16 protein-coding genes, 1 other RNA gene and 1 pseudogene are annotated in these 20137 nt (G+C 48.1%); 12 read left to right on the top strand and 6 right to left on the bottom strand.

What is annotated here, in order from left to right; genetic code table 11:
• The 4 genes from PPHA_RS10580 to PPHA_RS10600 all read left to right on the top strand — a co-directional run bounded on the left by PPHA_RS10580 (position 1) and on the right by PPHA_RS10600 (position 5775).
• A complete protein-coding gene (locus PPHA_RS10580) occupies positions 1-2784 on the top strand; it encodes a DEAD/DEAH box helicase (RefSeq protein WP_012508816.1) in 2784 nt (927 codons plus the stop codon).
• A gap of 143 nt (positions 2785-2927) precedes the next feature.
• Positions 2928-4169 (top strand): HEPN-associated N-terminal domain-containing protein, encoded by a 1242-nt coding sequence (locus PPHA_RS14710; RefSeq protein ID WP_012508817.1) that lies wholly within the window; start codon positions 2928-2930, stop codon positions 4167-4169.
• Between the two features lie 815 nt (positions 4170-4984).
• The gene (locus tag PPHA_RS16825) at positions 4985-5125 is read left to right on the top strand and encodes a helix-turn-helix domain-containing protein (protein ID WP_012508818.1); all 141 of its coding nucleotides are present in this window, start codon (positions 4985-4987) and stop codon (positions 5123-5125) included.
• 56 nt (positions 5126-5181) lie between these two features.
• Positions 5182-5775: a HEPN domain-containing protein gene (locus PPHA_RS10600; RefSeq protein WP_012508819.1), complete on the top strand. Its 594-nt coding sequence runs from the start codon at positions 5182-5184 to the stop codon at positions 5773-5775.
• Between the two features lie 33 nt (positions 5776-5808).
• Here PPHA_RS10600 and PPHA_RS10605 read toward each other — a convergent pair whose 3' ends face one another.
• Positions 5809-6108 carry a hypothetical protein gene (locus tag PPHA_RS10605; RefSeq protein ID WP_012508820.1) on the bottom strand — a complete coding sequence of 100 codons (300 nt, stop codon included), beginning with the start codon at positions 6106-6108 and terminating at the stop codon, positions 5809-5811.
• Positions 6109-6295: 187 nt separating this feature from the next.
• On the opposite strand from PPHA_RS10605, the pseudogene PPHA_RS16830 reads away from it, so the two are divergent.
• The 3 genes and pseudogenes from PPHA_RS16830 to PPHA_RS10615 all read left to right on the top strand — a co-directional run bounded on the left by PPHA_RS16830 (position 6296) and on the right by PPHA_RS10615 (position 7145).
• Positions 6296-6560 (top strand): annotated as a pseudogene (locus PPHA_RS16830) (DUF4160 domain-containing protein).
• 134 nt (positions 6561-6694) lie between these two features.
• Positions 6695-6814 (top strand): hypothetical protein, encoded by a 120-nt coding sequence (locus PPHA_RS16835; protein ID WP_397234048.1) that lies wholly within the window; start codon positions 6695-6697, stop codon positions 6812-6814.
• A 121-nt stretch (positions 6815-6935) separates the two neighbouring features.
• Positions 6936-7145, top strand: a complete 210-nt coding sequence (locus PPHA_RS10615; protein WP_012508821.1) for a DUF2283 domain-containing protein — start codon at positions 6936-6938, stop codon at positions 7143-7145.
• Positions 7146-7334: 189 nt separating this feature from the next.
• Here PPHA_RS10615 and ssrA read toward each other — a convergent pair.
• The 3 genes from ssrA to bcp form a co-directional block, all read right to left on the bottom strand.
• Positions 7335-7738, bottom strand: a transfer-messenger RNA (tmRNA) gene (gene ssrA / locus PPHA_RS15220).
• A gap of 117 nt (positions 7739-7855) precedes the next feature.
• On the bottom strand, positions 7856-8419 hold the full coding sequence (locus PPHA_RS10620; protein ID WP_012508822.1) for a YqgE/AlgH family protein: 564 nt from the start codon (positions 8417-8419) through the stop codon (positions 7856-7858).
• Between the two features lie 9 nt (positions 8420-8428).
• Complete coding sequence (gene bcp, locus PPHA_RS10625) at positions 8429-8899, bottom strand: thioredoxin-dependent thiol peroxidase (RefSeq protein ID WP_012508823.1); 471 nt, start codon at positions 8897-8899, stop codon at positions 8429-8431.
• Between the two features lie 84 nt (positions 8900-8983).
• Between bcp and PPHA_RS10630 the strand changes: the two genes are divergently transcribed.
• Positions 8984-9499, top strand: a complete 516-nt coding sequence (locus PPHA_RS10630; protein WP_012508824.1) for an NUDIX hydrolase — start codon at positions 8984-8986, stop codon at positions 9497-9499.
• Position 9500: 1 nt separating this feature from the next.
• On the opposite strand, the gene PPHA_RS14715 is transcribed toward PPHA_RS10630, so the two are convergent.
• Positions 9501-12875 (bottom strand): GAF domain-containing protein, encoded by a 3375-nt coding sequence (locus PPHA_RS14715; RefSeq protein ID WP_012508825.1) that lies wholly within the window; start codon positions 12873-12875, stop codon positions 9501-9503.
• A gap of 31 nt (positions 12876-12906) precedes the next feature.
• Positions 12907-13890 carry an ABC transporter ATP-binding protein gene (locus PPHA_RS10640; RefSeq protein ID WP_012508826.1) on the bottom strand — a complete coding sequence of 328 codons (984 nt, stop codon included), beginning with the start codon at positions 13888-13890 and terminating at the stop codon, positions 12907-12909.
• Between the two features lie 83 nt (positions 13891-13973).
• Here PPHA_RS10640 and mfd point away from each other — a divergent pair, with 83 nt between their 5' ends.
• The 4 genes from mfd to PPHA_RS10660 all read left to right on the top strand — a co-directional run bounded on the left by mfd (position 13974) and on the right by PPHA_RS10660 (position 20133).
• Positions 13974-17285, top strand: a complete 3312-nt coding sequence (gene mfd, locus PPHA_RS10645; protein WP_012508827.1) for a transcription-repair coupling factor — start codon at positions 13974-13976, stop codon at positions 17283-17285.
• Between the two features lie 115 nt (positions 17286-17400).
• Positions 17401-18018, top strand: a complete 618-nt coding sequence (locus PPHA_RS10650) for a 2Fe-2S iron-sulfur cluster-binding protein (protein ID WP_012508828.1) — start codon at positions 17401-17403, stop codon at positions 18016-18018.
• Positions 18019-18180: 162 nt separating this feature from the next.
• Entirely contained in the window at positions 18181-18861 is a 681-nt protein-coding gene (locus PPHA_RS10655; protein WP_012508829.1) for a 2Fe-2S iron-sulfur cluster-binding protein, read from the top strand.
• A 51-nt stretch (positions 18862-18912) separates the two neighbouring features.
• Positions 18913-20133, top strand: a complete 1221-nt coding sequence (locus tag PPHA_RS10660) for an alanine dehydrogenase (RefSeq protein ID WP_012508830.1) — start codon at positions 18913-18915, stop codon at positions 20131-20133.
• Positions 20134-20137 lie beyond the last annotated feature (4 nt).

Below are 20137 nucleotides of genomic sequence, written 5' to 3' on the forward strand. Positions count from 1 at the left end.
ATGGAATCGGAGCTGCAATTTCTGCCCGGTGAACGGATAGTCCATAGTGAATTCGGTCAGGGGGTCATTCTTGAACCGGTTCGGGACGGTTACCTGCGCGCCTTCTTCGGTATCGGTGAGCGCCGTGTTCCTGTTGGTTCAATACGTCAGGAACTCTCGCGTCTTGAGCGCATCCTCCGTGCCGTCGATAATGGTGCTGATCGAGCCAGTAAGGCATGGCTCTCCTATGAAGCACATGCCTTGCCCATTATGGAAAGTGCTTCGGCCCTCACCTCCGCCCGAATTGACCTGTTGCCTCATCAGGTTGTACTCACACACCGCATCGCCACCGCATCGCCACGGCGTTTCCTCATCGCCGATGAAGTAGGACTGGGAAAAACCATCGAAACAGCGCTCATTCTCCGCGAACTGGCCAGCCGAGGTGAACTCGATCGTGCGCTCATGGTTGTTCCTGCAGGTCTGGTCAACAACTGGCACCGGGAACTGAACGAGGTATTCAATCTTGGTTTCGAAGTATTCGGCTCCGAAGGTGATATTACCGATCGCAAAACAAACGCCTTTGCAAAACATGACCGACTCATCGCCAGCGTTGACACTCTCAAGCGTCCGGCACGTATCCGGCGCCTTCTCGACGCCCCACGTTGGGATCTTGTCGTTTTCGACGAAGCGCATCACCTGTCGGCATCCCGCAACGGTGGAAAGGTCAGAAAAACCGAGAACTATAAGCTCGCAGAAGCTCTCAAAGATCACTCACGGGATCTCTTGCTGCTCTCAGCCACTCCGCACCAGGGCAATCACTTCCAGTTCTGGATGCTGGTACAACTGATGAATCCGACACTCTTCGCCAACCCTGAAGATATGCTCGGCAATCGCCATCGCCTCAACACGGTCATGTTTCGCCGCTCTAAAGCCGATGCCTGCCAGCCGGATGGCTCACCACTCTTCGCTCGTCGCTGTGTGCATACCGAATCGTTCCTGATGAATCTCGACGAACGCCGCTTCTATGAAAAGCTGCGCGAATACCTTCAGGACGGTTTTAACCTCGCCCGGCGCCAGGGTAATCAGGGTCGCGCACTTGGATTTCTCATGGCGATCTTTCAGAAAATTGCTGCATCCAGCTTTGCTGCGGTACGCCGTACTCTCAAACGGCGCCTCTTGATGTTGACACTGCACGAAGCCCACCTTAGAGATCGGGAACTCGACATCGAGGGGAGAGAACGACTCATCAATGAAGCACGGGAACTCATCCATGAAGAATTCGCTCTGTCGCATGACAGCATGGGGCGCAGTGAAGTAGACCGGGTGCTTGCCGATCTCAAATACCGCTTGCTCAAAAAGCTCGACAAGGACGCTCTCGAAATGGCCGCTGATCCCTATGGCAGCGAATATGCATCGACGCATGCTGAAGAGGCCGCTGCCGCTGCCGTAAACCTGCATTTACCGGAAGAACGCCAGCGCATTGTCGAGCTTCTCGGCGCTTTTCCGCAACAGCGCGAAACCAAGGCACAAAAACTCCTTGATGGTCTTGGAACACTATGGCGGCAGAACCCCGACGAAAAGATCGTCGTTTTCGCCACCTATCTCGGTTCCGTCGACCTGATTGCCCGTGAGATCAACCAGACCTTTCCCGGCCAAGGGGTAGTCATACTGCGTGGCGGAGACCACGGAGCCAAAGTTGCCGCCGAACGGCGTTTCCGTCAAAAGGACGGTCCCCGTGTCCTCGTATGCACTGCGGCAGGCAGAGAAGGCATCAACCTCCAGTTCTCCCGTATTCTTTTCAACTTCGACCTGCCCTGGAACCCTATGGACGTGGAACAGCGCATCGGACGCATCCATCGTTACGGTCAGAACTACACCGCCCAGGTGTACAACCTTGTACTTTCCGATACCATCGAAGGCCGGATATTCCTCATGCTCGATGAAAAACTCACCGAGATAGCCCGTACAGTCGGCAAAGTTGACGATCAGGGTAACGTCGCCGAAGACCTTCGGACTCAAATTCTTGGTCAACTCTCCGAACGCCTCAATTACGACCGCCTCTATCAGGAAGCGCTGTCCGACCCTGAACTCAAACGAACACAGATCGAACTCGAAGCCGCCATGTCGAACTCCCGGGAAGCCCGGCAGGTCGTTTTCAACCTCTTTCAGGATCTCGATGGATTCAGCCTTGACGACTACAAACCATTCTCCGATGTCTCCTCAAGTCTTGACCGAATCGTTCGCTTTCTCTCCGCCGCCCTTCTCGAACGCCAGCAAAAACTCGTCAGAATCGATGAACAGACATACGACCTCATCGCGGAAGATGGTAACCGACAGGTTCGATTTACCCTGAACCGTAATGCCGCCACCGCTCAGGACGAACTCGAACTCCTTGGACTCGATCACCCCATTATCCAATCAGAACTAACCAGATGGCGAAGCCTGCCACCTGAAGCCATTGGTATAGCAGTTACTGCTGATCTCGACGCCCCGGCTCTCCTTTCGATCTGGATCGTTGAAACCACCACAGGTAATGGTGACCGCCGTATCGTCATTCAACCTATAGCCATTACACTGGACGGCATAAGGGTTCCCGCCATTGAACGTCAAGGTGGACACTACCTGCAGGCCACTCCAGCCCGGCCTTGGCTTTTGCCTGAACAACGCTTTGAAATTTTCTCCCGTATAGTCGAACCAACCCTTCAACGAGAGCTTAAACACAAAGGCACCACCAACGGCGACAGCAGCTATTCTGCCGAATTGATTGCCTATGTTGAAATAAGCACCGGAAAAATTCATGGTTGATAACGGTTAAAATATAAAGGCAAAGCGGTTGATGCCTGGGCATATCGGCATCAGGTAAAGCTGGTATTCAAGAGACTGAGCAATCCTGTCATAGCCATACAAGGTTGGGGCGGTAAAAGAAATGATGTAACCGTTAAGATGAAATGGGACAAGTAAAGAAAATGTGGGAAGAAGCCATGGAGCGCGGCTATTATGTTGATGAGGAAATTGTTGTATGTCCTCATTGTTTCGAAGAAGAATCGCTACAGGATTTCATCAGAAGCCGAGGTGGAAAGTCCCCCTGTACATATTGTGGAGCCGTTGCCGAAGGTACCTGTATGCTTGATGAGTTGCTGAATCATGCAATGGATTGCATTAGGACAGAATGGAGACACCCAGCGGACGAAGGGCTGCCTTGTGAAACAAGAGAAGGTGGATGGCAATTCGCAGAAGTAATTGGCACGCAAGAGTTGTTTGAACGAGTAGGTTTCTATGCATTGAACGACGATTTGCAAAATAAAATAAACACCACCGTAGATGATGATGAGTGGTGCGAACGCAGTCCGTATTTACTCCGTAGAGATCAGACCCTTTTGTATGGATGGAAAGAGTTCTCAACGTTCGTTATGCATGAAGCCAGATACGTTTTTTTGAATGCAACACCTGAGAGCTACGATGATTCAAGGCCTGATGAAATCCATCCAGTCAAAATTCTTGACGCACTTGCAAACCTGGCTGAGGAAATTGGCCTAATTGGCAAAATTGAACCAGAGACCAGTTTATATCGTGTACACATCGTAGATCAAAGTGAATCTCTTACGTCAGCCAAACGACTCGGCTCCCCTCCACTTGATCAGGCATTATATTCAAACAGGATGAGCCCGGCAGGGATATCAATGTTTTATGGCGCATTGGATATGAATACCGCTATTCTTGAGATATTTGACCCATGCAAAGGGAACAGGAAAAAAGCCGCTTACGGTATTTTTTTCCCTGTGCGACCATTGCGAGTACTGGATCTTTCAAAGATACCTGATGTGCCCAGTATATTTGATTTGGCAAAACATAACATTCGACCAGGAATTATGTTCTTGCATGATTTTCTTCGAGATTTTACCAAACCTATTTCAAAAGACGAAAAAGCTCATGTAGAATATGTTCCCACTCAAGTTGTAACAGAATATTTCCGTCATATTTTTCGTACAGCAACCGGGGAGCGACTGGATGGAATAATGTACCCAAGTTCCAAGCATGAAAACCAAACGGCCGTCGTAATCTTTGCAAACAACGATGCCTGCGTCGAGGCGGGAGACATTTCGCTACCCAATGCTCTGCTCGTCCTCAGAAGCTATGGAATTACGGAACTGGTGAAAACCCTTCCAACAACCTTGAAAAAATTAATTTAGCTCTATCGAATCTATCAGCAGGAAATCTATGAGGGCACTCACAAATTCATAAAATTATAAAGCAGCAGAAGCCCTTACCATTTTGTTCACCACCGACAGAATGCACACACAACCCAAAAACATAATCTCCCAAGCGCCGTACTCCGCTTCGCTCCGTTTGCGCAGCCCGGCCAGCCCCATTCATCCCTGCACCCTCCCAAAAGCAGGATCGAAAGCGGACTACCGCCTTCTACCTGGAGCAGCTCACCCCGATAACCACGACCCCCGGCGCCCTTGGTTCCAAGAGCGCCAACAAAATACAAGCTTGCGCCCGTCACCTCCGCTCCGCGCCATTCCCCCTCCCCAAAGGTGAGACGTGCCTGATGAATAAAATGAGGCTGTCGAACCGCTTTAAATCAAAGCACTTGTGTATATTATTGCGTAGATATTCCTGCTTATCGACTAACTTGTCCAAGAGTGCAATGGAAAACAATAGGTAAAGCAAACAACCCTTTTCTTTACATAGCAACCACGACATGTAAAAAAAACAACCCTTTCTTTCCATGTCAACAATCTCACAGATAAAAAGCAACCAATTTTTTACACCGGTAACCAGCCATGTCCTATAGCATACCCACATTACCCCTTGCGATTGAACTGGAAACAGTTCCTGTGCTTAAAAAAGCCGCATCAACTTGCTACATTTTCATGGATAGGGTAAAAGTCAGACCTTACTGGAAAAGGAGGTATGAAGAAATGGGAGAAAATCAAACCCGTCGCAAGTTCAGCAAGCAGTTCAAATTGATGAAGTAGAACTGTCGCTACGAAGCAACAAAATGGTTATCGAAATAGCTGGGGTTCTTGGAATCCATGCTGAACTATTCTATCCTTGGAAAAAAGAGTTTCAGGCAAAGCAAACCGCATCCGTTCCCTGTAACGGTCATTCGCTTCGCTTTCATTTTTTTATATTTTCTTAATAGCAACAGGAAATACTTGTCATCGTCGTTTAACACAAATTGTTCTGGAAATTCCCATGCAAAACCGAAAAGTTAACTGGGATGATGTTCACGTCTCAAATTATGAGTCAGCAGCATTCTGGGACGTGAAATGGATATCGAAGGCACGTGACCTGTACGAGTGTGCAAAAAAACTTGAACCCGAAGTAGTTCGTATATGGGAAAACTGGCGAGCAGTGTCAAGTAATGAAAGTGTAAAACTTCAGGCTGACCACTATCAGGGGGTCTATTTCATGCTACTTTCATATGCTTTGGAAAACCTTTTAAAGGCGTCACTGGTCGCCAAGAATGGGAGTCAGTATAAGGAAAAAAAGAAATTCCCAGAAGATCTCAAATGTCACGATCTTGTCAAGCTTGCTAATCGCATCAATCTGAAACTTGAGGCTGGAGAGGAAGATCTTTTTCGACGTCTTACACGCAGTGCTATTTGGCACGGGCGATACCCTGCGCCGCTGAAATACTCTGATATGAGCGGTGTCGACGCATTTCTTGACGGTAGTAAACATTCGGTAAGTTGGTATGGCGAAAGCGACATAGAACGTTTGAATGCGCTCATATCAGGTCTTCCCGCACGATTAGCTCTTGATGTGCAGTATTGGGAAAGATGCTGATTATAGCTTTGGTTTACCTGTTTAACCATTCTATTACCCAATAACCACCACCTCATTCCTCGGCCCGTCATCCGCCGGAGGAGCCTCCCATTTAGCCCACCGCTCAGGATGCTTCCGCTCCAGAAACCACGCCGACGCAAACCAGCTCTTCGCCGAAGCCGTCTCAATATTCTTCAGGTGAAACACCTCCGCCTTAGCCTCAGCCTGCTCAACCGCCAGGTACAGCTCATGGTATATCCCTGACCGTTCCCGCTCACCCCGCTTCAGCCAATTCAACAGCACCTTCCCAATCCCCGCAAGCTTGCAATCCACCTCCCGATAATGACCCGCCACAAGGCACCTCGGTGATCCACCAGATAATCTCCGCTTCGTTCCATTTGCGCCGCATCCCTGGTGCGCAGGCCAACAGAAGCTTGCCTGCACTGCAACAGAAGTTCATACGAAAACAATCACAAGAAAACGTACATTTCCGATACAACAATTTCCATGAGCAAAGAACCGATAATCAACAACAGGTGTTATGCCGACGATAGCCATGTTCTATGGAATTATAATCCGGATGTATTGCTCACCCGGTGAACATAATCCCCCCATATCCGTGCTTACTATCAGGAATTCAAGGCGATTATTGACATAAATAATTGTGAATTGTCAGAGGGAAGGCTCCCATCGAAGCAAATGAAGCTTGCTTTGGCATGGCCGAAATTCATAAAGAAGAACTTTTGGCAGATTGGGAACTGGCTTCGAATGGGGAACTTCCGTTTCCCATCAATCCATTACAATAAGGAGTTCGTCATGTACCCTTCAGTGGTAAGTGTTAAACCATTAAACGATTACAAGTTATTGCCTGTGTTCGAAACCCCGTGAAAAAAGAATTTTTGATGTAGCTCCCTACCTCAATACCGGTAAATTTGCAGAACTGCGAAACCCCTCGGTATTTCATACGGTAAAGGTCAAGTTCGACACGATAGAATGGTCAAACCAGTTAGATATCGATCCAGAGTTTTTGTATGAAAAAAGTGTAAAAGCTGAGCTCTAACTCTTTGCTGTGGCCCGCTACGGCTTCAGAACCTGCAATGCGCCCTGCCGGAGTACCGGCAAAAGATGGCGAAACCGTTCATAATGCTTTTTTCGATCGATCATACAAGGAGAGCTAAACCATGAAAGTGAAATATTTTGAAGATACTGATACCGCTTATGTTGAATTACTTGATAAACCGGTGTTTGAAACTCGCGAGATTAGTGAAAACATCTTGATTGATGTTGATGAGAAGGGAAATCTTGTCAGTATGACTATTGAGCATGCCAAAGAAAATGCTGGTTTATGGGAATTTTCTTATCAGGAAATCCCTCATCGGGAAACAGCGTAAACCTGTTTTGTATCGACAACCCGCTTAAGAAATAATCAGGCACGATATTCATTTCAGCTTTAAGCCTCTGAATTTCTACGATATACAGAATTTGCGGCATCTGCAAAAAGGGATTTGGGTATATCCCTGTGGACTGCCTGAGAAGCAGGAAACAAAAAAGCCCGTACCGAAAATGTCGATACGGGCCAATTGTGGAGATGGCGGGAGTCGAACCCGCGTCCAAAACATTGCTCAATAAAGCTGCCACACTCATCTCAGGTGTTCAGTGTTTCATGAACCGGTGCTACACCTGTAAAGTTCGGTTCACTATCCCTCTTTGTTTCACCCGCCTGCCTTTCCGGGCAAAAGCAGTCGGAGCTTACTTGCGCGAACCGAAGCTCAAGCGCGGGTTATGCCATCCGGTGGCTTCAGAGTAAGCGCCTCCCCCATCGGACGATGGCTGATTAATTAACTTGTGCTAATCAGGCAGCCATTGCATACGAATAATCGTCTGCATGTAATGTTTGCATAGACTTCTTTAACGAGTCCATCCATGCTGAAACTCGGAGTGCAACTCCATCTTACACCTGCCCTGTCGAAAGCCTGTCATCCCCAGTGTATCAAAGAACGGTTCCGAATAAACGGAGTACTATATATGCTTTTCCAGGCAATAGAACAACAACTATTCCCCTCCATTAATTTCTGTCAGGGAAAAGAGGGGTTCCGTTTGCTCAGTTCAACCCGGGCAGTTCGGGAGAGTTTGCGACAATCTGGTACTCTCCTCCCTTCGAACGCACGGTGCGACCCCACATCCTTTCATAGGCATCACTGAAGATAATATCCTTCGAAGCTTCGGCGGTGTACCAGGCCCCCTCTTCAAACTCTGCCTCAAGCTGACCTGCACTCCAACCTGCATAGCCAAGAAAAAAGCGGATCTCGGAGGGCATCATCACTCCGGTATTGAGAAGATAACTCAGTTCATTTTTGTCACCTCCCCAAAAGATTCCGGGAAGTATCTCAAGTGAACCGTCAATGAGATCGCCTCTTGAATGAAGAAAATGAACGGTATCCACCTCAACAGGCCCGCCCATATGTAACCGTTCTTCTACCTCTTCAAAGCCGGAAACTGCCTCACAAACCTTGAATTCCATTGGACGATTCAATATAAATGCCAACGAACCGCGTTCATTATGCTCACACACAACCAGAACAGTCCGCTTGAAACTCGATTCAAGCATATTGGCCGAAGCAAGCAGTAGTTTTCCGGCTTTAAGCTTGTCAAATTCGTTTACCATGTTTCTCTCTCAGGTTTTTTGCTGCAAATAGTTGAGCAACTCTTCGGCATGTTGAGCCGGTGTAACTTTCGGCCACACATGTTCGATGATTCCTTCCTCATTGATAAGATAGGTCACCCTCGCGGTACCCATATACTCGCGCCCCATGAATTTTTTCAGCCCCCACACACCATACGCTTCAACAATCCTCTTGTCAGGGTCGGAAACAAGCCGGAAAGGGAGTTGATACTTTTCCGAAAACTTTTTATGCTTGCCCTCATCATCGATACTGACACCGAGTACTTCCACCCCCGCGCTGTTAAATTTAGGGAAATTATCACGAAAAGCACAAGCCTCTTTGGTACATCCGGGTGTGTCATCTTTCGGATAAAAATAGAGCACAACCTTACGGCCACGGTACTCTTCGAGCGTCACCAACTTTCCATCCTGATCTTTTGCCGCTATGGCCGGGGCAGGAATACCCTCCTGAAGTATTGACATTGGCATGAATGAAGCTTATTCTGTTGATAGAGTTGTTCTCTTGTGTCAATCAATCGTTACAGCAAAAAGTTTCTTTCCTGAACCATGAAGTCATATTCATTCTGTCCTATTTGCGCAACAACCCTTGAACGGGCCATGATTGATGGCCGTGACAGGATGTTTTGCCCATCCTGCTCCTGGGTGCACTATATTAACCCTCTTCCTGTAGCTGTCGCCTATACTATCAATAGCAACAACGAACTCCTTGTCATCCGCAGGGCTCATGAACCTGCGCTCAATGAGTGGGCTCTTCCAGGAGGATTTCTTGAAGCGGGTGAAGAGCCGCACGAGGCGTGTTTACGTGAGTTGATGGAGGAAACCTCTCTGAAGGGAAAAATTGATCGTATGATAGGCATCTATCAGAGGGAGGTTGAACTCTACGGTTCGCTGCTTGTTGTCGCCTATCGGGTCATTGTTGACGATGATGCCATAACCATCAACCATGAGCTGTTTGAAGCTGGCTTCTATCCTCACCACCTTATTCCTGAAGTACGAATTCCCCTGCACCGCCAGATTATCACCGATGCGGCGCTGCACGATTCCGTTCCTCGAGGCTCTTGATTCACACTTTGGGATGCGAAACATGCAGCGTATCGTAGACTTTATTTGTCAATCCTTTTATGGAAAATGGCTTCAGAATAAGATTCATAACCTCGTCAACTCCTCCCTGACTGGCGATAATATCGGCAGTATATCCCGACATAAAAAGCACCTTGATGTTGGGAAAAATCGAGTAAATTTTTTCGGAAAGATCACGACCATTCATTTCAGGCATAATAATGTCTGTTAGCAGAAGATTAATCTCTCCCTTGTACCCTTGGGCAATCTGGATGGCTTGCGCAGGAGTGCCTGCAGTCAGGACGTGGTAGCCCTGATTTTGCAAAATCATTTTACTCAATTTCAAAATCTCATTTTCGTCGTCAACGATGAGTATGGTTTCCTCACCAGGCTTGACCTTTTCTGCTGGCAATTCTCTCTTGGACGAAAAAGCCTCACCGGTATATCCCGGGAAATAGACACTGAATTCCGTTCCTTTACCCGGTTCACTGGAGAACCTGATGAAGCCATTATTCTGTTTCACAAGACCATAAACCGTCGACAACCCTAAACCAGTACCTTTCCCGGACTCTTTTGTCGTAAAAAATGGCTCGAAAATATATCCAGCATCTTTTTCTTCTATACCCCTGCCATTATCACTCACTGAGAGAAGAACATATGCACCTGAAGAACCAACTTCCCCATCGACAGCATAGGGTTCATGAAGCATAACATTTTTGGTCTCAATAACGATTTTTCCGATTTCCGTTATGGCATCACGGGCGTTAACGCAAAGATTGATGAGAATCTGGTCAATGTGGGAGGAGTCCATGTTTACAGGATAGAGGAGTTTTTCTGGACTCCAAACCAGAGTAATATCTTCACCAATGAGCCGTCTGAGCATGTTGAGCATACCCTCAATAACAACATTAAGGTCAAGAACCTTCGGAATCAGGGGTTGTTTTCGGGCAAACGCAAGTAATTGATGGGTAAGGTCGGCAGATTTTTCTGCTGCGTTGAAAATTTCCTGAAGACTTTCCCTGAGTGATTCATTGAGCTGATTATCGAGCAGGGCCATTTCTGCATGACCAAGAATCACACAAAGCATATTGTTGAAATCATGAGCGATACCACCAGCCAGCCTGCCAACAAGCTCCATTTTCTGCGCCTTGACCAGCTCGTTCTGAATTCTGCTTTCCGACAACTCGGCCTTCTTTCGGGCAATAATGTCCCAGGCAATACCAGCCATGGAGGACAAAAGCTTCACATCTTCCTGATCGTAATCGACCACTTTATTGCCAATACCAATAATGGCGGTGATTTTCTCACCACGCATGATAGGAACAACCAGCTCACGCTCAACGGCAATATGACCTTGCGGCATCCCTTTCCGGTTTGAGAGGGCGTCGTAATTGTTATGGATCATCGCCCGACGTTCACGAATGGCGTCAGCCCAGACCCCGGCATCCTTCAGTGGATAATGGCGGCGAAAACCATCTTCTACCAGGCACAAATTCTTTTCGGTATTGGTTGACCATGCCTGCAATGAAATGCTGATCTGGTCTGGTTCGATGAAATGAATAAAGCCAATGGTACTTCCTGTCAGCCTCTCCGCTTCGTCAAGTGTTTCGCGAAGCACCTCTTCAATGGAATAGGAGTCAGCGAGCAAAAGCAGGTGCAGGCGAAATGCAATAACCGCTTCATTACGCTTTCGCTCCGTGATATCATGGATCAGGCCAATAATACCAAAAGAGCCGTTGTCATAGTAATAGTGCAGATGTACTTCCCCACAAAAGACTGCTCCGTTTTTTTTCTGGTATTTGAATTCAAGAATCTGGAGCGTCAACTGATTCAACAAGGCCTCATTGAAAATGGCAAGCGCTCGAGAAATCTCGTTTTCTACAAGATATTCAGTAAATAAATGACCAATAACCTCTTGAGAGGTATAGCCGAAGATTTTTTCAATTGCTGATGATGCGTAGGTTAGATGGCCAAAATTGTCGGTGACAAAAACCACCTCTGCCATTTGTTCTGTAATGGAGCGAAACTTTTTTTCACTCTCAAGCAAGGCATTTTCCGTCTGCTTGCGTTCAGTGATGACATCAAAGACGGTAACGAAGTGACCAGATTTTGTACTGTATACCGAAATATCAAGCCACGTTTTCAGGGATTCCAGATAAAATTCAAGCCGTTCTGTTATACCGGTTTTTGCTACCCGCCCGAAGATCTTCAAAAGCTCGGGATTGATGTCATGAATACCGGGAATCACCTCTGAAATCTTCTTGCCCTCAACATTTTTCAGACCGGTCACTTTTTCGAAGCGCACATTAACCTGTTCATAGATAAAATCGACTGGACGCTCCTCCTCATAAATCATCCGGCAATAGGCAATAGCATTCAGTGTGTTACTGAAAAGGGAGCGATAACGCTCATTGCTTTGTTGTAATGCCTCCTCTTTTTCTGCCCTTTCGATAATGTCTGCGGTCTGACTGGCAAGCAGATGCAGCAGTTTCAGAACCCTCTCTTCAGGGTGATAGACGACAGGAAAATAGGTGGAGAGTATGCCAAGCAACTTTCCACTACGGTTGACCATTGGCGTTAATTGCAGTGACCGTACTCCGTCAGCAAGATGCGCTTCAACCTCTTTTTTGCCCCAGATGAGCGTACTTTGCGTTATATCCGCCACCATAATCTGCTCTTTTCTTCGCATGACCCTGTCGCATACACAGGGCCCGACTGCAGAATCATGGCAGCATTCCTGAAAGGGATCGGTAAAACCTTTCTGGGCAGCGATTTTCAGGTGGCCTGATTTTGCATCGACAAGACGCACAGAACCCATGTCTGAGCCTGTAATGGCACATGCCGCATCAATGACTTTATCAAAAATCCCCTCTACATTACCCTTGCGAACAAAAAGTGTGGAAATTTCATGAAGTTTTGACATCGCTTCAAGATCTTTGTCCAGAACAGTTTGCGCTGCTATCAGACTCTCTTCCGTACGCTTGAGTTCCGTAATATCCTGTGAATAGACAACCAGCCGATCGACCTCTCCGACTGAGCCAAAAAGAGGACAGATATGGTGCATCTTTCTGCCCTGAAGCAGACGATCCCCCTCCAACTCTCCCTCGAAAGAGAGGCGTTTGCCAGTACGCAATACCTCCTCAACCTTTTTCCTTCGATGAAGCGCTACATCAGGAGAGAGCAGATCGTAAACGTTTATTCCGGGACACTCTGAAAGGCTTTTACCAAAGCGTGCCGCGAAAGATTCATTGGCCTCAAGCACTATGCCCTGACAATCCATGATGAACATGGATTCAGGAATTGCATTAAACAGAAAGCGAAGGGTCTGCTCAGTTGAGTGCCGTTCTAAATCTGCCTCGTCGTATTTTGGAAGATCCATTGTAATGAATTACCGATCAAGCCTTTTTAAATCAAAGGAAGCCTCTGTGACTCCCAACTTTCCAGCAAGCTGCCTCGTGGCCTGCTTCATAAACAACCAGCTCAGGCTGTTCCTGACGACAATGAGCATCAGCCTCAGGGCATCTTCCAGCGAACCGGCACCCTTCAGGCAGGTTTACTGCGCTCGGCACATTGCCTTCAATGACATGAAGGCGCTCTTTTGAAGAGCCGAGACGAGGAATAGAGTGCAGCAACCCTCTGGTATAGGGGTGGAGTGGATTATTAAAGAGCTGCTGAACCGAACCGGTCTCAACCACTCTTGATGCATACATGACAAGCACCTCTTCACATAACTCTGCCACAACCCCGAAGTCGTGGGTAATGAGCATCACGCTCATCGCGTTATCGGACTGCAGTTTACCGATAAGGTCAAGAATCTGTGCCTGAACGGTGACATCAAGCGCCGTAGTCGGTTCATCAGCAATGAGCAGCTCGGGATTGCAGGAGAGCGCCATGGCAATCATCACCCGCTGACGCATACCACCTGAAAGTTCGTGCGGATAAGATGAAAAGCGCTCCGCAGGGTTCGGAATTCCGACCAGGTGGAGCAGCTCGACGGAGCGTTTTTTTGCCTCTGCATGATTGAGGTCACGATGAATAAGAATCTGCTCCATTATCTGGCTGCCGCAGGTAAAGACTGGATTGAGCGAACTCATCGGTTCCTGGAAGATCATGGCAATCTCATTGCCTCTCAGGTGGCGCATCTCCTCTTCCGACAGCTTCAGAAGATCTCTTCCCTTCCAGAAAATCTCTCCTCCAGCAAAATATCCTGGCGGCATGGGCACAAGACGCATCAGAGAGAGTGCTGTCACCGACTTTCCGCAACCGGATTCCCCGACAATTCCCAGCGTACGGTTCCTCCCAAGAGAAAAACTCACACCATCAACAGCTTTTGCAATGCCATTATCGGTTGAGTAGTAGGTCTTGAGATTTTTCAGTTCAAGAATTTTTTCCATATATAACAATCATTCCCGCACTCGCTGGTTTAAAGATTCCCTTTGCCGGAGTCAAGCATGAAAATATGGTTTGTCCGCTACATATGAAAACGTTATCAGGAATAGAGCCACAAAGCGCTGCCGTCACAAAAAAAAATCCCGGGTTCCTCATCGATACCATCAGGCAATCGAAACCGTTCATTCTGCTGAAAGAGGCGCTGCGTAGCGCTCTGCCTGATAAAACAGGCTGTTATGACCCGGCTGATGTGGCCGGCCTGCAGGGCTCACTCTCTTCAATCATGGCTGCAACCCTGTTTACTGACCTCCCCTCCCCTCTCATGCTGCTTTGCGGCCAGAACAGCTTCGAGCGCTATGAAAATGATTTTGCGGCGCTTCTTCCTAAAGAGTGCATCTGCAATACATCGGATGAACTCTCTCTCTCTATCGGAGCGCTATCTACCGGAAAAAAATCGCTTATCCTCTCTTTTTTCGATGATCTTGACGTCACACTCTGCCAGCCAGGCGAAGCAGAAAACCGGATTTTCCGTCTGAAAACAGAGTTCGATGCGGGATATGAACCCCTGAAACGCTTTTTGACGGCCAACAGCTTTGAACAAAGAGAGTTTGTTGAAGATGAAGGCGAGTTTTCGGTGCGGGGCTCAATCATCGATGTCTTCCCTTTTGGAGCAGGTGAACCCCTGCGCATAGAATTTTTCGGCGATACCATCACCTCACTGCGAGTATTCGATATCAACAGTCAGCTCTCAGGAAAAACTTTGCTGGCAGCCGATCTCACGGCCAGCTTTACCGATGCCCTGAACAGCGCCCCGGAGAGCGAAACAACCATTCTTGACTATCTTGATCCGGCAACCCTCATCATCATTGATGATTCAACCGAGTTTGCATTGCGGGATAACCATGAGAGCCTCACCATGGCGCTTTCACGCTTCCGCACTGTCAGAATCAGCCAACTCTCGCCTTCTGCAATAGATTTCTGTTCCGGCCCCCAGAAAAAACTGAACGCCAATTTCCGTTCGCTTGCCGCCCAACTCCAGCAGGAAACTGCAGAACACAAAAAGCCGCTTTTTGCAACCAGTTCACGCCGCGAGATCGCTGAATTGACAGATTTTCTTGCAGAGGAAATTTCAAGTTCAAAAAAAACCGGACAACTTGAAGCGAGCTGGATTCCGGTCAATTTGCATACCGGATTTACTTTTGGCGATCTTGATCTCTATACCGAATCCGATATCTTCGGCAAGCTGCACGCCCATAAAGCACACCGGAAACGGAAAATCCGGGGAATTTCACTCAAAGATCTCCAGAAGCTTAAAGTTGGCGATTATGTTGTCCATGAGGATTACGGTATCGGAATTTTCCGCTCCCTTGAAACCATAACGGCAGGGAATTCCGAACAGGAGTGTGTGCTTGTTGAATATGCCGGAGGAGACAAGCTTTTTGTCAATATCCAGAATATCCGGCTGCTCTCGAAATATACCGCATCCGAAAGCTCTCTTCCTGCCCTCTCAAAACTTGGCAGTTCAAAATGGGCGGCAAAAAAGGATAAAGTTCGCAAGCAGCTCCGCGATATTGCCATCAATCTGATCAAGGTTTATGCACAGCGAAAAATGCAAATCGGATTTGGTTTTGCTCCCGACTCCATCTACATGCGGGAGTTCGAAGCCTCATTTATTTTTGACGAAACGCCCGATCAGCTCAAGGCGATTCATGACGTCAAAAAAGATATGCAGGAGCCCCACCCGATGGATCGTCTGATCTGCGGTGACGCCGGATTCGGAAAAACCGAGATTGCCATGAGGGCCGCATTCAAGGCGGTGGAATCGGGCAAACAGGTTGCCGTACTGACCCCAACAACCATTCTTTCTCACCAGCACGCAGAATCCTTTACCAGAAGATTTGAAAATTTCCCGATTTCAATAGCCGTGCTCAGCCGTTTTGTGCCACGCAAGGAGCAGCAGAAGGTTATTAAAAGAATAGCAGAGGGAACCATTGATATTGTAATCGGCACTCACCGGCTGGTCTCAAAGGATGTGCTCTTCAAGGATCTCGGACTCCTCGTCATTGATGAAGAGCAGCACTTTGGCGTAGAGGTAAAAGAGAAGCTGCGTGAACAGTTCCCCGGAGTCGATACGCTGACCATGTCGGCCACACCCATTCCGCGAACCCTGCAGTTTTCCATGCTTGGCGCCAGGGATCTCTCCATTGTCTCGACCCCTCCAAAAAACCGCCAGCCCGTTGAAACCCTTATTACCGACTATGATCCGGCGCTCATTCAATCGGCTATCCGCCGGGAAATAAAGCGGGAGGGGCAGGTCTTTTTTCTGCATAACCGCATTGCATCGCTTGACGATATTCTCCAGACACTCCGCGAGCTTGTTCCCTCGGCCCGGATTGTTTTCGCTCATGGCCAACTGCCCCCGAGAGAGCTTGAAAAGATCATGATGGATTTCATGCAAAAAGAGGTAGACGTGCTCATCTCTACCACCATCATTGGCTCCGGGCTCGACATCTCCAATGCCAATACCATAATCATCAACCGCGCCGACATGTTTGGACTCTCTGATCTCTACCAGTTGCGCGGAAGAGTTGGAAGAAGTGAACGAAAGGCTTACTGCTACCTTATCGCACCACCGCTGAATACCCTGAAAAAAGAGGCCGTTCAGCGTCTTGCCGTTATTGAGAGCTTTACTGAACTGGGATCTGGTTTCAACATCGCCCTGCGCGACCTTGATATCCGGGGAGCAGGCAACCTGCTCGGAGCGGAGCAGTCGGGATACATCCATGAACTCGGCTTCGATCTCTACCAGAAAATGCTTGAAGAGACCGTTGCCGAACTCAAATCGACCGAGTTCAGCCACATGTTTTCCGCCGAAGGCGCCAAGGCCGCAAGAAGCGCCAAAACGTGTGACCTGCTCTTCTTTTTTGATGCCCTCATTCCGGAATACTATCTCACCGCAACCCCTGAGCGCTTCGCCTTTTATGACAAAATTGCGAAAGCCTCAACAGAGCATAAGGTCGATACCCTCGAGGCAGAGCTCAAGGATCGCTTCGGCCCCCTCCCCGAAGAGGTCGGAAACCTGCTGCTGCTGACAAAACTCAAAATCACGGGATCGGCGCTCGGACTGGAAAAAATTGACCTCCAGCCACAAAGCGCCATCCTCTTTCTGCCCGATCAGGATAACGACCATCTTGCCAACAAGGCCTTCCTCCAATACCTCTTTGTATCAGTGCAGGAACCCTGGATGGAGGAGTATAAACCGGGATTCAAGATGGATAAAAAGATGAAGCTGGTGCTGCACCACCCTTCCGGCAGCGATACATCACCGGCAGGACTGCTCCACCGGTACACCGAGCTGCTGAAAAAACTTGAGCTGGCTTCGAAGGAGATGGCATTATAACCCCGCTTCAATTCCATGAATTTGTTGATTTACTGCAACTTTTGCTCTTGCGTTGATGTTCAAAATACAAGACATAATTGGTCTTATATTTTTAGAATCATAACAGTACATCATCATGCATATCACGATCAATAATCAGCAGTATGAGGCAAACGAGGGTGACCGGTTACTTGATATCGCTCGTACGAATCATGCTCACATAGGCTATTTCTGCGGGGGGAATGGAATTTGTCAAACCTGCTATGTCAGGGTTCTTGAAGGCAGTGAGCTTCTCTCTCCGCTCAGTGAAGAGGAAAAAGCGCTCCTTTCTGATGCTCTTTTGAGCGAGGGGACAAGAATGGGCTGTATGGCTAAAGTTGAAAAACCCGGGACGATAAGGATCATATCAGCAGTCGAAGAGGTCAAGCAAATGGTTGAAACCAATCCGCTGCAATTGGCAGGGTATGCCGCCAAAATGGGCAGGGAGGCGCTTGTAAAGTTTCCCGAAACCATGCAGTTGCAGTCGAAAAGGGAGTTTGATCTGTGGCAACTCTTTTCTGACATTGTCGGTGGCATCGGAAATGCTTTCCAGCTTTTCTTCCAGGCCTTTACCGCGCCGCTATCGTGTGATAGTCAACATGAGGAGGGCTGCTGCGTCAGGCCCTTTGCAGAGAAATCAACTGCCTCTGAACCATCATGCAGCAGCAACAAAGGGAAGATAACCACGATGACGAGAGCGCATATTGCAGCATAATAAGCGAATGTATCTTTCAGGAGATGAGTTGCAGCTTCAATCGAACCCTTTATGCTGATCGGAGCAAAGAGGTTTGGTTGAGGCTGCGGCAAAATTTTGTATATTTTGTATCGAAGGAAGTCAATTACGGTTTAATTAACTCACCATTAATTACAAAAAACCATGATCATATTCATCAACGATAAACCTTGTGAAGCAAAAACAGGTGATTTGCTCCTGAAGGTTGCGCAACGTCATAACTGCCACATTGGTTATATCTGCGGGGGAAATGGTATCTGCCAGAGTTGCTTTGTTTATGTCAAGGAGGGGATGGACTCTCTTTCAGCTCCGAACAATATTGAAAAGGCCTTTATTTCTGATAAACTGTTTCAGGAGGGAGGAAGGCTTGCCTGTCAGTGTGTGATTATCAAAGAGGGAACTGTTCGGCTTCTTTCAAGGGCCGAGAACCTCAAACGCATTGTTCTCTCTCTGAACGTACCTGGTTTTATCACCTATGCCCAAACCATTGGCTATAATGTTGTCAATAAACTGCCTGAAGGTGCAGGTACCCTTGTTGACAGAATCAAAAAGGGGCAGATAAGTCCGGGCGATTCTCTCGGCAAAATTGGCAACGGGGTGGTTCAGGCATCACAACTGCTTTCCAGTACCGTTATGGAATCCTTCCCCTTTCTGCAATACCCCGCTACCATCCTTGCCGATGGAGCCAAGGGCGCATTGAAAGGTGCAACAGAGATGGTATGCACTGTTTCAGGAGGACGTCTGCATTTGCCAGGAACAGATGCTTCCTGCTGCAAGAGTGAAAAAACTCCGGTTATTGAGCCGGTAAAAATATCTGTAAAGTAGTTTTTCCCCTTTTTTGATCGGGGGCCAGAAACAACAACCATTGAATTGCTGATGGGGTACTCTTCTGATATCGGAAATGTTGAGTTTGAGCTTGGTGCCAAAACCCTTGAGCGCTGGCTGATAAAGCCTGAGAAAACGATGGAAATTGTTCTTGGGATTCCCCGTGAACGGCTTCAGGATGAACGCCGGGTGGCTATATCACCTCCCGGTGTTCAGATACTCGTTGAGCAGGGCATCAAGGTTATCGTTGAAAAATCTGCCGGTAATTTCTGTAACTTCACCGATCTCGCATATGGCGAAGCTGGAGCAACCATTGCCGAATCCCCGGAGGAGCTCTACCAGCAGTCGAATGTCATTGTGAAGGTCTCTCCCCCGATGACCGAAGAGCTTCCCCTTTTTATGCCAGGTCAGATGCTCATCTCAGCCCTCCATCTTGGAACAATCACCCCGGATCTGATAAAAGCACTGATCGAGAAGAATATTACCGCTCTCGGATTTGAGTTTATCGAAACAAGGGATGGCGAGCTGCCGATTGTCAGGACGCTGAGCGAAATCGCCGGTTCACTGGCCATACAGACAGCGGCCAAATACCTTGAAACAGGTTACGGGGGCAGCGGCATTCTCCTTGGAGGCATTGCAGGTGTTCCACCGGCCTGGGTCACCATTATCGGGGCTGGAACCGTCGGGCTTTTTGCCGCACAGGATGCGCTTGGACTCGGTGCGCAGGTTACCGTTATCGATAAGGAGATCAATCGGTTGCGACGATTCGAAGCATTTTTCAACCGTCACCTTGTCACCGCCATTGCAAACGATCATTACATTGCCGAAATTGCGAAGATGTCGGACGTTCTGATTGGCGCACTGAGCCCGCGTCAGAAAATCATCAAGCCACTGGTCAGCGAACAGGTGGTCAAGTCGATGAAGCCCGGTTCGGTGATTATTGATGTCTCGATTGATCAGGGTGCCTGTTTCGCTACCAGCCGCCATACATCCCACACCAATCCCATTTATGTCAAGCACGGCGTTACCCATTACTGCGTACCGAATATCCCGTCAGCCGTCGCAAAAACAGCCTCTTTCGCCCTGACCAATACCCTTTTGCCTTTTCTTCTGAAACTGACAGGACATGAGACCGTTTCAGAGATTCTCTGGAAAAGTCACAGTTTGCGGAAGGGAACCTACATTTTCAAGGGCTATGTCACACAAAAAATTCTTGCTGAATTGACAGACATTCCTTTCAGAGAGATCGATATGCTACTTGCTGCCTCCTGACGCT

It is taken from the genome of Pelodictyon phaeoclathratiforme BU-1 (assembly GCF_000020645.1).
Lineage (GTDB): Bacteria > Bacteroidota > Chlorobiia > Chlorobiales > Chlorobiaceae > Chlorobium > Chlorobium phaeoclathratiforme.